The following is a 14,865-nucleotide window of genomic DNA, read 5'->3' on the forward strand; positions in this document are numbered from 1 at the left end:
TCATGTCCTACCTCGCTCCTTCCGAGTTCGTCACCAAGATGGTGGATGCCGGCGAATCGAAGCTCTACATGGCAACCCGCGACGTCCTGATCCGCGCCTTCATGGCCGGCGCCATCCTCGCGATTGCCGCGGTCTTCGCCGTCACCGTCACGGTGCAGACCGGCTCGCCCATCCTGGGCGCCGCGCTCTTTCCCGTCGGGTTCTGCATCCTGTACCTGATGGGCTTCGACCTTCTGACGGGCGTATTCGTACTGACCCCGCTGGCGCTCTTTGACAAGCGGCCCGGCGTCACGATGGGCGGCATCCTCAAGCACTGGGGCAAGGTCTTCGTGGGCAACTTCCTGGGCGCGCTGACCGTCGCCGTGCTGATGGCCATCGTCTTCACGTACGGCTTTTCGGTGCCGCCCAACAAGGTCGGCCAGGTCATCTCGCACATCGGCGAAGACCGCACGCTGGGCTACAAGGAATACGGTGCAGGCGGCATGCTGACCATCTTCATCCGCGGCGTGCTGTGCAACTGGATGGTGTCGCTGGGCGTCGTGGGCGCCATGATCTCGACCACCGTCAGCGGCAAGGTCATCGCCATGTGGATGCCCGTCATGCTGTTCTTCGCGATGGGCTTCGAGCACTCCATCGTCAACATGTTCCTGTTCCCGTCGGCCATGATCATGGGCGGCAACTTCTCGATCATGGACTACATGATCTGGAACGAAATCCCGGTGGTGCTGGGCAACCTGATCGGCGGCATCTCGCTGACGGGCCTGACGCTCTACACCACGCACATGAAGACCGCGCCCAAGCGCCGCTTCAACTGATCGCTTCAGCATGGACGACTACTCTCCCGGCGCGCCCGCCGCCTCGCTGAAAGTGGCGGTGGGCCAGCACACCGATCCCGGCGTCAAGTCCGTCAACCAGGACTTCCACGGGCTGTGCGTGCCGGGCGAGCCGCTGCTGGGCGCCAAGGGCATCGCCATCGCGCTGGCCGACGGCATCAGCAGCAGCAACGTCAGTCACATCGCCAGCGAGACGGCGGTGGCCAGCTTTCTGGAAGACTATTACTGCACGCCCGAGACCTGGTCCGTGAAGAAGTCGGCCCAGAAGGTGCTCAGCGCGGCCAACGCCTGGTTGCATTCGCAAAGCCGCCAGCGCCATGGGCAGGACCAGGACAGCGGCTACGTCTGCACGCTGACCGTGATGGTGCTCAAGGGCGCCACCGCGCACATCCTGCATATCGGCGACGCGCGCATCTATCGCCTGCGGGATGGCGCGATCGAGCAGCTGACCGAGGATCACCGCGTCTGGGTCGCGCACGACAAAAGTTACCTGGGCCGCGCGCTGGGCCTGGCGCCGCATCTGGAAATCGACTATCACACCCAGGCCGTGGAACCGGGCGACGTGTTCCTGCTGGCGACCGATGGCGTGTACGAGCATGTCGGCGACGACGATCTGCGCGAGGCCGTGGCCGCGAACGCCAGCGATCTGGACGCCGCCGCGCGCGCATTGGTCGCACTGGCGCTTGCCCGCGGCAGCGACGACAACCTGACCATGCAAATCGTGCGCGTCGACGCCCTGCCCGCGCGCCAGGCCGCTGAGATGGCGCAGTATTCCGGCAGCCTGCCCTGTCCGCCGTTGCTGGACGTGGGTCAGACGTTCGAAGGCTTTCGCATCACGGACGAGCTGCGCGCCAGCAGCCGCAGCCACGTTTACCTGGCCGAAGACCTCGACAGCGGCGACACCGTCGTCATCAAGATCCCGTCCTTGGACCTGCGGCACGACCCCGCCTATCTGGAACGCCTCTTGACCGAGGAATGGCTGGCGCGCCGCATCGACAGCCGCCACGTCGTGCGCGCCTGGCCGCGCACGCGGCAGCGCCGCTCGCTCTACACCGTGAGCGAATACATCGAAGGCCGCACGCTGACGCAATGGATGGCGGCCAATCCGCGTCCGGCGCTGGAACCGGCAATCGCCATCATCGAGCAGATCGCACGCGGCCTCCAGGCGTTTCACCGGCTGGAGATCGTGCATCAGGATCTGCGGCCGGACAACATCCTGATCACGCCCGACGGCACGGCAAAGATCATCGATCTGGGCTCGGCCCGCACGGCCGGCATCCAGGAACTGGGCGCCGATGGCGACGACGCCATGCCGGTGCTGGGCACCGCCCAATATGCGGCGCCCGAGTACTTCCTCGGCGAAGCCGGCACGGCGCGGTCCGACATCTATTCGCTGGCCGCGATCCTGTACCAGATGCTGTCCGGCCGCCTGCCGTACGGCGCCGATGTGGCGCGATCGCGCAGCCGCGCCGCGCAACTACGGCTGACCTACGTGTCGGTGCTGGACCGGGAACGCGAAATCCCGGCGTGGATCGACAGCGTGCTCAGCCGGGCCCTGCATCCCGACCCGCAGCACCGCACGCCCGAGCTGTCCGAATTCACGCACGCGCTGCGCAATCCGCCCGACGTGCGCGGCGGCGAACGCCTGCCCCTCTTGGAACGCAATCCGGTGGCTTTCTGGAAAGGCCTCTGCCTGATCCTGGCTATCGTGATCGTGGTCCAGGCCCTGACCTCCTGAAACGAGACGACCATGCCCGCCACGAATCCCACCGTGTCCCTGATCGGCGCCGGCCCCGGCGATCCCGAGCTGCTGACCTTGAAAGCCGTCAAGGCGCTTGCCCGGGCCGACGTGGTCCTGGTCGACGACCTGGTCAACCCCGAGATTCTGCAGCACTGCCCCAACGCCCGCATCGTGCGCGTGGGCAAGCGCGGGGGCTGCCGCTCCACGCCGCAGGACTTCATCCAGCGCCTGATGCTGCGCTACGCCCGCCAGGGCCTGCGCGTGGCGCGGCTCAAGGGTGGCGATCCCTGCATCTTTGGCCGCGGCGGCGAGGAAGCGCAGTGGCTCAGCGACCACGGCGTGGCCTGCGAAATCGTGAACGGCATCACCGCCGGGCTGGCCGCGGCAACGTCGGCCGGGATCCCGCTGACGCAGCGTGGCATGGCCCAGGGCGTTACACTCATCACCGCGCATTCGCAGGACGGCGCAACGCCCGACTGGTCCGGCTTGGCACGCAGCGGCACGACGCTGGTGGTCTACATGGGCGTGGCAAAGGTGCACGACATGACCGCCCAGTTGCTGGCTGCCGGCATGGCGCCGGACACGCCGGTAGCGATGATCGAGCGCGCGTCGCTTCCCGGCCAGCGGGTCTGTCCGTCGACGCTGGCCAGCATGGCGTCCGATGCCCAGACCTTCCGGTTGCGCAGCCCTGCCGTGCTGGTCATCGGCGAAGTCGCCGCCTGCCGGATGTTCGGCGTGCTGGACGACGCGGGCGGCGTGCTTGCGCCGCAACGCCGGACGGCCTGATTTCCGCGAAGACGCGCCTCACCCCGCACAGAGATACCGATGGCCGAACGCCACATGCCGCCGCCGCTGCGCTTCCTGCTCGCCGCCCGCCGCAGCGAACTTCAAGGACTGGAAGTCCTGGCCGCCACCTGCGACCTGGTGCTGCGCATCAGTGCGCTGGTGCACGCGCTGCAAAAGGAGCGCGGCTACTCCAACCTGACCCTGTGCAGCGCCGCGGACCGGCTGCAGCCGGTGCTGGCCGGCCTGTCGAACGACGCGCAGGCCGTGGAAGCCGGCGTACGCACATTCCTTGATGGACTGGAATCCGACCCCGCGGCCGGCAGCGGCCGGGCACGCCTGCTCAATTGCATCGCCTACGCCCTCTTCCGGCTGGACGAGCTGCCGGCCTTGCGCCGCGAGGTCCGCGACCGGCGCGTGGCGGTGGAAGACGCCGATACCCGATTCACCCAGGTGATCGGCAGCCTGCTTGCAGTGGTCTTCGAAGCCGCCGACTCTTCACTCGATCCGGATGTCACGCGCCTCTTGGTGGCGCTGCTGAATTTCATGCAAGGCAAGGAACTGAGCGGCCAGGAGCGCGCCTGCGGCGTCATGGGCTTTACGGCCGGCTGGTTCGACGACGCCCGCAAGGCGCGCATGCTGGGCCTCGCGGCCAACCAGGCCCGCAGCTTCGGCGTCTACACGCAGTATGTGCAGGGCGCGCCACTGCAGGCGTGGGACCAGGTCCAGCAGCAGGCGCAACCCGTGCAACGCATGCGCGACATGGCGCAGCACACGTCGGACGCGCAGCGCGTCGACAGCGGCCTGGCCGAGTTGTGGTTTGACCTGTGTACGGCGCGCATCGACGCCATGCGCAACGTTGAAACCCAATTGGCGCAGGAACTGGCGCAGCAATGCGCCCGGCGCATCGCCGACACCCGCCAGGAACTGGACGACCGCCGCCTCCTGCTCAGCCGCTACACCGATCATGCCAGCGGCCGCGTCCCCAGCATGGTGTTCAGCGTGCAGAGCCGCATCCTGGACGTGCCGCCCGAGGACGGCGTGGGCGGCGAGCTGGAACGGTCGATTCTGGACATGATGCGCGAGCAGACGCTGCGCATGCAGCAGGCCGACGATGCGCTGACCAGTGTGCGTGGCGCGCTGGACGACAGAAAGCGCGTCGACCGCGCCAAGCTGCTGTTGATCAGCCGATACGGTTTGACCGAGCAGGCGGCGCACGAACGCCTGCAACGCGCGGCGATGGACGGCGGCCTGTCGCTGGCAGACGTGGCGCGGCAGATCATCGCGCAGCTGGGCGGCAACTGAACCCTGCCCCTAGCGGAACACGCGCTGGACCAGGCTGACGACGGCCGCCACCAGCGCCACGCCCGCCACGATTCGGAAATGATCCAGGCTGGCCAGCAGCACCGACTGCTGGTCCAGCAGTTGCGCGATCTGGGCCGTGGCAAGCTGCTGCGCCTGTGCCGGCCCCGCCGCCGCGGTGAAATAGGCGGTCAGCTGCGCCTTCGCCGCCTCGAACTGCGCATTGCCCGTCGCAATGCTTTCCCGCAGCACCGTGTAGTGCCGCGACGTGAACCACTGCTGGCCGATGGTGGCCAGCATGATCCCCAGCGCCTGGCCGACCTGCGCCAGCATGTTCTTGACCTGCTGCGCATGAGCGAACACTGCCGGGTCGCCCGTCAGGCCCGTAAAGGTCTGCATCGCGGTCGTGGGCATGAGGGTCATGATGAACATGCCGTAGCAGGCCAGCGCGGGAAACACGTCGGTCCACATGTTGGCCGTGGGCGTCAGGCGCGACATCCACACCCCGAACGCCGCCAGCGCCAGGAAGCCGGTCACGAAGAACTTGCGCGGCGAGGGCCAGCGCGGCAGCAATTGCGACATCACGGCCCAGGTCAGCACGCCCGCCCCCAATCCCAACGCAAAGAATTTGCCCGCGGTGACCCAGGCCTGCCCCAGCGCACGCTGCAGCATCACCGGCACCAGGTAGCCATTGGCGCCGAGCATCACATAGCAGACCGTGAAGAGCGCCAGTCCGCAGAGGAACCGTGCTTCGTTCATGCCGCCCAGCCGGAGCAGCGGCGCGCCGTTGCGCGTTTCCGACCACACGAAGTAACCCAGTGCGGCTACCCCCGCCGCCGCCGACAGCGCCAGGAGGCTGCCGTGGCTGAAGAAGTCGTAATACGCGCGCTGCAACGCATGCAGCACCAGGAAGCTGCCCGCGCCCAGCGCGGCGATCGGCAGCAGGCGCACGTTGCCGGCCAGGACCGATCCCGCCTCGCGTCCCGGCATGGCCAGCAAGACGGGCGCCATCGCCAGCACCGACAACGCCGCGATCAGCCAGAACATCAACGGCCAGCCATCGTGCTCGACTGCCATCGCGGCGAGCCAGGGCGCCAGCGCGGTCCCCAGGCACAGGCCGGTCGCCAAGGCCTTGATGCCCAGGAAGCGCGCGGGGCTGGGCGGAATCAGGTTGACGGTCAGCCGGGACGAGGTAAGCATCGCTGCGCAGCCCAGCGCCATCAACACGCGCCCCAACAGGAATTGCGCCGGGTCCTGCGCCAGCGCGCAGACCGCCGCGCCCATGCCGGCGGCGGCCAGCGACGCCAGCAGGTAGGCGCGCAAGCCCAGCCGATGCGTAAGCCAGCCCTGCAACGCGATCATCATCACGGCCACGCAGGCGTAGATGAGCGCGATGTGGGTGTATTCCTCGGGGCTGGCGCCGATTTCTCCCATGATGGGCGCTGCGCCAAAGGTGGCCATGCCGTTCTGCAGGAAGTCAATGAACGTCAGCGCGCCGATGACGAGGAGCAGCGGGACGGAAGGCTTGGGGTGGGACATGGTTCACAGCCCAGGCTGTATATGCCTAGGCAGATAAATAGGTAAAAAAAAGCGCCCGGCAAATTACGCCGGCCGCGCGTTGATCAGGATCCGGGATAGCAGCTTGTGCAGCACTTGCGCCTCTGCCTCGGAAAAGCCGTCCAGCAGCCGGCGAAACGCCACTTCGGTGGCTTGGCGCGCCTGCGGAAAAGCCGCCTTGCCCTGTTCGGTCAGCTCAATCAGCGAACTGCGGCGGTCGGCTTCGTTTTCGACCCGGCGAATGAAGCCCTTGGCCACGATCCGATCCAGCAATCGGGTCATGGCGCCCGAGTCATAGGAAAGCACCCGGCAGAAGTCGCTAAGCGTGCGTCCCCGCCCCTTGACGATGCAATTGAGCACGACGTACTGCTGCACGGTGATCTGCAACGGGGCCAGATCGCGGTCCAGTGCGTCCAGAATGCCGTTGCGCACCGAGGTCACCAGGAATCCCAGTTCGCCGGTGCACAGTTCGTCCAGCACAGAAGGAGTTGCGTTGCTCATGATGGGCCCGGCGCGCCGCCGTCGAAATCAATGACGGGATATTAGCTGCCTAGGCAGCTACCTAGCAAGCGGAATCTGGCGAAGCGTGGCGAATGCTGCACTATCCGATTCCGATCCGCCGCGCGCCCTCGCGGAACAGCGCCTGCGTGTCGGGCTCCAGCCGGAACGACGCCAGGAAGTCGTCGACCCGGTAGGTCGCCTGCGCCTTGCGGATGGCGGGCAGAAACCCCAGCGCCTCGTCAGTTCGGCCGGCCAGCGACAGGCAGCAGGCGGCAATCGCCAGGATGTGCACGTGCGCGTTGGGGCGCGCGGCGGCCTTGATCGCCCATCCGGCCGCCTCCTCGATCCGGCCCAGCCGCACCAGCGCCAGTGCGCGCACGGCCAGCATGCCAAACAGCAGCGGATCGAAAGGGCTCAAGTGGCGCGAGTGATCGGATGCGCCGATGGCGGCTTGCGCATCGCCCATCTGGCAGTCGACAAAGCCCAGCGTGTAATGGCCCAGCGCGAAGTTCGGGCTGAGGTCCACGGCGATCCGCAGTTCACTGACCGACTGATCCTGGCTGCCGCGCAGCCACAGCGCCCGCCCCATCGCCCAATGCGCCGCCGGATCGCGGTCATCGGCGATCAGGCTCTGGCCGGCGGTTTCGAACGCCCGGTCGATGGCATCGCCCTGCTCGTCCCAACGCTGGAACGCGGTCTGCCAATGCGTGAACGACAAGCCCGCATAGGCCCGCGAAAACGTCGGATCCAGCCGCACCGCCATCTCGAAGAAATGCCGGGCCTGCTCATTGTCGGTACGGTTGAACCGGTACATATGCCACAGGCCGCGGTGATGCGCCTGCCACGCGTCCAGCGAATTGGGCGGCGTCAGGATCGCGCGGTTGCGCTCGGCCGCCTCGATCTCGATGTCGACGGACGCCACGATCCGGTTGCCGATCTCGTCCAGCGCCAGCAAGGCGTCATCGAACGGGTGATCCAGGACATCGGCCCAGACGATACGCGCCGTGCGTGAATCGACCAGTTGCACGTCCACGGCAAGGCGCTGACCGTGGCGCCGCAGCGAGCCGCTGACGACATAATCCACGTTGAGCGTGCGGCCCGCTTCCTCCGGTCCGACGCTGCGCTGATCCAGCGCAAACACGGTGCCCTGCGCAATGACGAACAGGCTGCGCAGCTTTGCCAGCCGCGCGATAACGTCAAAGGCCAGGCCGTCCGCCAATCCGCCCCGTACACCGGCCTGCGCGGACCGGTCCACGAACGGCATGACCGCGATGGATGCCCGTCCGCGCCGGTCCGGCGGGAGCTCGGAAAGGCGGGAAAGCAGAGCCGCTTCAGGCGTCGGCTGGAACGGCGGGTCGGCCGTGATCTGCGCGCCTGTCTCGGCCGTGATCGTCGCCCCCGCCGCTCCAGGCCGCGGCGCCACCGCAAAAGCCGGATCCAGCGCTTGATCCAAGCCCTGCCCCAACGTCTGCACGCCGCCCGCCCGCCGGGCGCGCACGTCACGCCACGCCTCGCGCAGCGGCCGCCCATCCAGCCCCTCGGCCTCAAACGCGCGCACGGCCGCAGCCAGATGTTCCTCGCCCTCGCGCCACTGCCCGCGCAGGCCCAGCGCGTCCAGCATCAGTTCATGCGCCTGCGCATCGAACGGCGCCAATTGCAGCCACTTGTCCAGGCAGGCGAAGCGTTCTTCCGCGCCCGCCGGCAGGCTTGCGGCCTGGTGCGCCAGCACGGCCGCATGGCAAGCCCGCAGGCGCCGCCGCTGCGCAGTCTGCCAACTATGGAAGAACGGACTGCGGCCGATCTCAAGCCCTTCCAGGAAATCGCCCTGGAACAGCGCCAACAGGGCGCGCAGCCTGTCGGGACCCGCCTTGTCGATGCCGTCCTGCATCGCCGCGCCGATGTCCAGGACATCCACGCGGCAATCGGACAGGTCGAGGCGCACCGCGTCCTGCACCGTCTCGACCCGGCGGCGGCCCGGCTCATCCAGCAGGCCGCGCGCCTTGCTCAAGCACCAGCGCAGCTCGCCGCGCGGATCGTTCGGTATATCCCACAGCAATTCGCACAGGTGAGCCCGCATCACGGCGTTCGGGGCCAGCGCCAGGTAGGCGATCAGCGCCCGCAGCTTGCGCGACGGCGGCAACGCGAGCGGAGTGCCCCCGCGGCTGATCGCCAGCGGTCCCAGCATGCGCACGTGGATGCCCGCGCCGGTCGAATCCACGGCAGATTCCACGCCCGCTACCACGCTCGCCTCCACGCCTGGTTTTTATCGTTGTTTCCGGGGCGCACGGCACGCGAATTCCTTCGCGGCGCTGGTTGCACTACCCCGGCGCGCTGGCAATGGATGCCGTCGCGCACCCCACGCAATAACGGAGACTCACCATGTCCATTTCCTCCCTTGCCACCAGTGACGTGCGCGAAACCGCACAGCCCGACCTGGCCGCCTTGAAGACCCGCCAGCAGGGCACCTGGTCCTCCGGGGACTACGCCGTCGTCGGCACCACGCTGCAGATCGTAGGAGAACAGCTTTGCGAAGCCCTTGATGTCCGCGCCGGGCAGAAGGTGCTGGACGTTGCCGCCGGCAACGGCAATGCCACGCTGGCCGCCGCCCGCCGCTGGTGCGACGTCACGTCGACCGACTACGTGCCCGCGCTGCTCAGCCGCGGCCGCGAACGCGCCGCCGCGGAACGCCTGAAGATCGAATTCCAGGAGGCCGACGCCGAGGCGCTGCCCTTCCCCGACGCCGCGTTCGATGTCGTCATGTCGACCTTCGGGGTGATGTTCACGGCAGACCAGGACAAGGCCGCGTCCGAACTGATGCGCGTGTGCAAGCACGGCGGCAAGATCGGCCTGGCCAACTGGACACCCGACGGCTTCATCGGCCAGATCTTCAAGACCATCGGCAAGCACCTGCCCCCGCCCGCCGGCGTCAAGTCGCCCGCGCTGTGGGGAACCAAGGCGCGCATCGAAGAGATGTTCGGATCGCAAGCCGCGTCGATTCAGTGCGAACCGCGCCATTTCGTGTTCCGCTACCGCTCGCCCGAGCACTGGATGCAGGTCTTCAAGACCTACTACGGCCCGCTGCTCAAGGCCTTCGGCGCGCTGGAACCCGCGGCGCAGACGGCGCTGACCGCCGATATCACCGCGCAGATCGAACGCTTCAACCGCTCCGGCGATTCGGCGGTCGTGGTGCCCAGCGAGTACATGGAAATCGTGATCACCCGCCGGTGATCGCGCGGCAGCCCCCGCCTCGCAAGCGGCGGGATCGGCCTGGCGGTCGGCTGTGTGGTCCATGGCGCAGCGCCTTCACGGCCGTCCGCCGGCAAGCGCCGGGCAACCGTTGTAGAGGAACCATCCGTTGAAGTAGGCAGCGGCGTGCCCCGCCGCTGCCGCACTGGGTGCGAGCCCATAGCCGAAATAATACGCCCGCCCCCACCCCTACGGCAGGTTCTCCCGGAATATCACCTGGCTGCGCGCCAATTCCACCCCATTCATCGCGCTGCGCTTATCCCGCAGATTGCTGAAAATGCGCACGCAGCTCATCAGCGCTTCCATCGGGCTTTGCGTGATCACGGCGTCCATCGTGCCGTCGATCAGCAGCGAACGCGTGTCGGGCGTCAGTCCATGCCCGATGAAAACAACCCGGTGCTGCTGCCCTGCTTCTTTCAGCGCGCGGGCCACACCATCTGACGCGCCGCCGATGTTGTAAATCCCGGCAAGCTGCGGATACTGCTCCAGCAACTGCCGCGTCTGTTCGTAGTTGCGCTGCGCGTCGTCATAGCCTTCGCGCAAGTCCACCACCTGCATGGCTTGGAATTGTTCGGCGTAGAGCTGCAGAAATCCGCTTTCCCGCTCTTCATGGGCGCGGTAATGCCGCGACCCCGCGATCAGCGCCACATGCGCCGCGCGCATCCCGATAAAGCGCGCGATCAGATAGCCGGCCGTGCGCCCGGCGGCCCGATTGTCCAACCCCACGTAAGCCGTGCGCGCACTGTTGGCGATGTCGGAGATCAGCGTCACCGTCGGCACGCCCTGCTGCGCCAGCGAGTTCACGGCTTCGCGCACCACGGGGTGCTCCAGCGCCATGAACGCAATTCCGTCGGCCCGCTTGCCATGTTTGGCCAGCGCCTGCGCCAGCGCATCGGGATTGAAGCTTTCCACGTACTCGACATGGCACTTGGCATTTAACGGCGCAAAGTGCTCGTGCGCAAAGTTGACGGTATCGCCCAGCATGCGCAGATAGCGATTGCTGCCGCGCGGCAGCAGGAACACCAGCCGCATCGGCTCGGGCGCGGGGGCCGCGTACGCCTCTTCGTCCGGCAGGTAATCCAGTTCGATGGCGGCCTTGAAGACCTTTTGCGCCGTGGCCGGGCGCACGCCGGGCCGGCGATTGAGCACGCGATCGGCCGTGGCCGTCGACACGCCCGCGCGGGCAGCCACGTCCGCCAGCTTGGCGAGTCCACGAGAGGAGGCACTTCTATTCACATCAAAAACCATCATGAATAAGATTTGACGATGATAGCGCCTATTCACTATTGTCCACAGTGCCGCAGGGCTAAGGCGGTTTTGTGGCACATCAAAAAACATCATAAGCAAGACAACGGAGACAACCATGAAGCTGCTTACTCGCCGCAGTGCCCTGCGCCGCCTTTGCGCGGTTCCCGCCCTCGCCGTCGCCGGCACCGGCTTTCCGCTGATCGCCCGCGCCGCCGATTACTCGCTCAAGTACGGCAACAACCTGCCGGTGACCCATCCGCTGAACATCCGCGCCCAGGAAGCGGCCGAACGCATCCTCAAGGAAAGCAACGGCCGCGTCGACATCAAGATCTTCCCGAACAATCAGTTGGGCGGCGACACCGACATGCTCGCCCAGGTGCGCTCGGGCGGCATCGACTTCTTCACGCCGTCCGCCCTGGTGATCGCCACGCTGGTGCCGGTGGCCGCCATCAACGCCGTCGGTTTCGCATTCAAGGACTACGACCAGGTCTGGAACGCCATGGACGGCGCGCTGGGCGCCCACGTGCGCGCCGCCATCGCGCAGCGCAAGCTCTACGCCTTTGAAAAGATGTGGGACAACGGTTTCCGCCAGACCACCAGCAGCAAGGGTCCGGTCAATACGGCCGCCGACATGGACGGCCTGAAGATCCGCGTGCCGGTGAGCTCGCTGCCGATCTCCATGTTCAAGGGCCTGGGCGCCGCGCCTGCCAGCCTGCAGTTCAGCGAGGTCTACTCGTCGCTGCAGACCAAGGTGGTGGACGCGCAAGAAAACCCCCTGCCCATCATCCAGGTCGCCAAACTGTACGAAGTGCAGAAGTACTGCTCGCTGACCAAGCACATCTGGGACGGCTACTGGTTCATCGCCAACGGCCGCATGTGGGAAGGCCTGCCCGCCGACCTGAAGACGGTTGTGGCGCGCGGCATCAACGAAGCCGGCCTGGCCCAGCGCGAAGACATCAAGAAGCTCAACGCCTCGGTGCAGGCAGACCTGGAATCCAAGGGCCTGGTGTTCAACCAGCCGTCCGCCGACAGCTTCCGCGAACAACTGCGCACCGCGGGCTTCTACAAGGAATGGCAAGGCCGGTTCGGCAATGAGGCCTGGGGCCTCCTGGAGCAGTCCGTCGGCAAGCTGGCCTGAGGTCGCGCGCCATGTCCTCCCTGTCCGCTCCCCACGCCGCGGCGCCCGCGCTGCCGGCCAATCCCCTGCGCCGGGCGGCCGGCGCGCTCGACAGCGTGTTGGGCACCGTGGTCGAACACGTTGCCGCAGCCATCGTGCTGGTCGAGATCCTCGTCCTGTTTGCGGGCGTGGTGGCGCGCTACGCGTTCCACAGCCCGCTGGTCTGGTCCGACGAACTGGCGTCAATCCTGTTCCTCTGGCTGTCCATGCTGGGCGCCGTCGTGGCGTTGCGGCGCGGCGAGCACATGCGCATGACGGCGCTGGTGAACAACGTCAGCCCGGCGCGTCGCGCGCAGCTTGAAACCGCAGCGCTTGCGGCGTCGCTGGCGTTCCTGGTGCTGATCCTGGCGCCCGCCATCGAGTACGCGCATGAAGAACACTTCATCATCACGCCGGCGCTGGAACTGAGCAATGCGTGGCGTGCCTCGGCGATTCCGGTTGGCATGGGCCTGATGGGCGTCATTGCGCTGCTGCGCCTCTTGCGCACGCAGCCGCTACCGCAGGTGGCGATGGCGCTGGCGGGCGTTGCTGCTGTCGTCGGCCTGTTCTGGCTCGCGCAGCCCCTGTTCTCCGGACTGGGCAAGCTGAACCTGGTGATCTTCTTCGTAGGCATCGTCGCCGCCACCGTGTTTTCGGGCGTGCCGATCGCCTTCTCGTTCGCGCTGGCCACCTTCTCGTACCTGGCGCTGACCACCAACACGCCGATGGTCGTCATGGTGGGCCGGCTGGACGAAGGCATGTCGCACCTGATGCTGCTCGCGGTGCCGCTGTTCATCTTCCTGGGCTCGCTGATCGAAATGACAGGCATGGCGCGCGCCATGATCCAGTTTCTGGCCAGCCTGCTCGGCCACGTGCGCGGCGGACTGTCCTACGTGCTGATCGGCGCCATGTACCTGGTTTCCGGTATCTCGGGCTCGAAGATCGCCGACATGGCGGCCATCGCGCCCGTGCTGTTCCCCGAAATGAAAAAGCGCGGCGCCAAGCCTGGCGATCTGGTCGCCTTGCTGTCCGCCACCGGCGCGCAGACCGAGACGATTCCGCCGTCCATCGTGCTCATCACCATCGGTTCGGTGACGGGCGTGTCGATCGCCGCGCTGTTTACGGGCGGCCTGCTGCCCGCCGTCGTGCTGGGCCTGGCCCTGTGCGGCGTCGTCTGGTGGCGCTACCGCAAGGAAGATCTGAGCCTCGTCCAGCGCTTCACGTTCAAAGAGATCGGCCGCTTCTTCATGATCGCGCTGCCCGCCGTGGCCCTGCCGTTCGTGATCCGCGCCGCCGTCGTCGAAGGCGTGGCCACCGCCACCGAGGTCTCCACCATCGGCATCGTGTATTCCGTCGTCGTGGGCCTTGTGATCTACCGCTGCTTCGACTGGGCGCGTGTCAAGCCCATGCTGATCGAGACTGCCTCCCTGTCCGGCGCCATCATGCTGATCGTGGGCTGCGCCACCGCGATGGCGTGGGCGTTGACGCAATCGGGCTTCTCGGGCGATCTGGCCAAGCTGATGGCGGGCATGCCCGGCGGCAGCTACGGCTTCCTGGCCGTCTCCATCGTGGCCTTCATCATCCTGGGCAGCGTGCTGGAAGGCATCCCCGCCATCGTGCTGTTCGGTCCGCTGCTGTTCCCGATCGCGGTGCAGGCCGGCGTGCATGAAGTCCATTACGCGATGGTCGTGATCTTCGCCATGGGCATCGGCCTGTTCGCACCGCCCTTCGGTGTCGGCTACTACGGCGCCTGCGCCATCAGCCGCGTCGATCCCAACGAAGGCATCCGCCCGATCTGGGGCTATATCGGCGCGCTGCTGATCGGCCTGATCGTCGTCGCCGCCTTCCCCTGGTTCTCCATCGGTTTCCTGTGACGCGGCGCGGCCGCTTGCGGGCCGCGCCCTTCCCGTCTCTCAGCCACCCTTTTATAAAGATCCAACATGAGTCGTTTCCTGGGCGAGATCCGCCAACTCGGTTATGTCGTGCACGACATCGAAGCCGCCATGGACTACTGGAGCACCAAGCTCGGCGTGGGTCCCTGGTACTACAACCCGCGCGTGCCCATCGTCAATTACCAATACGACGGCAAGGGCTATGAACCGCACAACTCCGTCGCCCTGGCCAACTCCGGCTATGTGCAGGTCGAACTGATCCAGACCCGCAACGACGTGCCCTCCATGTACCGAGACTTCCTGCAAGCCGGCCGCACCGGCCTGCAGCACGTCGCCTACTGGACCGAAAGCTACGACGCTGACCTGGAACGCCTGTTGGCGCAAGGCTTCAAGCCCAAGATGAGCGGTGAAGTCGGCGAAAAAGGCCGCTTCATCTACTTCGACACCGAATACCACCCCGGCACCGTCATCGAGCTCTCCGAAGTGGCCGGCCCCAAAGGCCGCCTCTTCGGCCTGATCCGCGAAAGCTCGGTGAACTGGGACGGCAAGGACCCCGTCCGCGCCTTCCCCGACCTGAGCCGCCTCTGATACACCCCTGCCGCACAC

General features: G+C 66.8%; 12 protein-coding genes. 8 read left to right on the forward strand and 4 right to left on the reverse strand.

Annotated elements, in window-relative coordinates:
* Nucleotides 1-2: 2 nt before the first annotated feature.
* Genes KW836_RS18065 through KW836_RS18080 form a run of 4 tightly spaced genes read left to right on the forward strand, consistent with a single transcriptional unit; the run spans nucleotide 3 to nucleotide 4,662 of the window.
* Nucleotides 3-815, forward strand: coding sequence for a formate/nitrite transporter family protein (locus tag KW836_RS18065; protein WP_056562246.1), 813 nt, complete (start codon nucleotides 3-5; stop codon nucleotides 813-815).
* A 10-nt stretch (nucleotides 816-825) separates the two neighbouring features.
* A complete protein-coding gene (locus KW836_RS18070) occupies nucleotides 826-2,571 on the forward strand; it encodes a bifunctional protein-serine/threonine kinase/phosphatase (RefSeq protein WP_218344227.1) in 1,746 nt (581 codons plus the stop codon).
* A 12-nt stretch (nucleotides 2,572-2,583) separates the two neighbouring features.
* Nucleotides 2,584-3,360 carry a uroporphyrinogen-III C-methyltransferase gene (gene cobA, locus KW836_RS18075; protein WP_175121133.1) on the forward strand — a complete coding sequence of 259 codons (777 nt, stop codon included), beginning with the start codon at nucleotides 2,584-2,586 and terminating at the stop codon, nucleotides 3,358-3,360.
* A gap of 39 nt (nucleotides 3,361-3,399) precedes the next feature.
* Nucleotides 3,400-4,662, forward strand: a complete 1,263-nt coding sequence (locus tag KW836_RS18080; RefSeq protein ID WP_218344228.1) for a nitrate- and nitrite sensing domain-containing protein — start codon at nucleotides 3,400-3,402, stop codon at nucleotides 4,660-4,662.
* A gap of 9 nt (nucleotides 4,663-4,671) precedes the next feature.
* Here KW836_RS18080 and KW836_RS18085 read toward each other — a convergent pair whose 3' ends face one another.
* The 3 genes from KW836_RS18085 to KW836_RS18095 all read right to left on the reverse strand — a co-directional run bounded on the left by KW836_RS18085 (nucleotide 4,672) and on the right by KW836_RS18095 (nucleotide 8,935).
* Complete coding sequence (locus KW836_RS18085; RefSeq protein ID WP_218344229.1) at nucleotides 4,672-6,198, reverse strand: MFS transporter; 1,527 nt, start codon at nucleotides 6,196-6,198, stop codon at nucleotides 4,672-4,674.
* A gap of 63 nt (nucleotides 6,199-6,261) precedes the next feature.
* Complete coding sequence (locus tag KW836_RS18090; RefSeq protein WP_218344230.1) at nucleotides 6,262-6,717, reverse strand: MarR family winged helix-turn-helix transcriptional regulator; 456 nt, start codon at nucleotides 6,715-6,717, stop codon at nucleotides 6,262-6,264.
* A 100-nt stretch (nucleotides 6,718-6,817) separates the two neighbouring features.
* Nucleotides 6,818-8,935 carry a transcriptional regulator gene (locus KW836_RS18095; RefSeq protein WP_370633040.1) on the reverse strand — a complete coding sequence of 706 codons (2,118 nt, stop codon included), beginning with the start codon at nucleotides 8,933-8,935 and terminating at the stop codon, nucleotides 6,818-6,820.
* A 161-nt stretch (nucleotides 8,936-9,096) separates the two neighbouring features.
* Between KW836_RS18095 and KW836_RS18100 the strand changes: the two genes are divergently transcribed.
* Nucleotides 9,097-9,945 carry a class I SAM-dependent methyltransferase gene (locus KW836_RS18100; protein ID WP_218344232.1) on the forward strand — a complete coding sequence of 283 codons (849 nt, stop codon included), beginning with the start codon at nucleotides 9,097-9,099 and terminating at the stop codon, nucleotides 9,943-9,945.
* Nucleotides 9,946-10,152: 207 nt separating this feature from the next.
* Here KW836_RS18100 and KW836_RS18105 read toward each other — a convergent pair whose 3' ends face one another.
* Complete coding sequence (locus tag KW836_RS18105; protein ID WP_218344233.1) at nucleotides 10,153-11,214, reverse strand: LacI family DNA-binding transcriptional regulator; 1,062 nt, start codon at nucleotides 11,212-11,214, stop codon at nucleotides 10,153-10,155.
* A gap of 112 nt (nucleotides 11,215-11,326) precedes the next feature.
* Between KW836_RS18105 and KW836_RS18110 the strand changes: the two genes are divergently transcribed.
* From KW836_RS18110 to KW836_RS18120, 3 genes are all read left to right on the forward strand, one after another.
* Nucleotides 11,327-12,349, forward strand: coding sequence for a TRAP transporter substrate-binding protein (locus tag KW836_RS18110; protein WP_105239374.1), 1,023 nt, complete (start codon nucleotides 11,327-11,329; stop codon nucleotides 12,347-12,349).
* Between the two features lie 11 nt (nucleotides 12,350-12,360).
* On the forward strand, nucleotides 12,361-14,241 hold the full coding sequence (locus KW836_RS18115) for a TRAP transporter large permease subunit (protein WP_175121126.1): 1,881 nt from the start codon (nucleotides 12,361-12,363) through the stop codon (nucleotides 14,239-14,241).
* 66 nt (nucleotides 14,242-14,307) lie between these two features.
* Nucleotides 14,308-14,847, forward strand: a complete 540-nt coding sequence (locus KW836_RS18120; protein ID WP_218344234.1) for a VOC family protein — start codon at nucleotides 14,308-14,310, stop codon at nucleotides 14,845-14,847.
* The last annotated feature ends 18 nt before the right edge of the window (nucleotides 14,848-14,865 follow it).

Origin of the sequence: Achromobacter sp. ACM05, from assembly GCF_019218915.1 — a bacterium.
In the GTDB taxonomy this organism is placed as follows: Bacteria; Pseudomonadota; Gammaproteobacteria; order Burkholderiales; family Burkholderiaceae_B; genus Achromobacter; species Achromobacter animicus.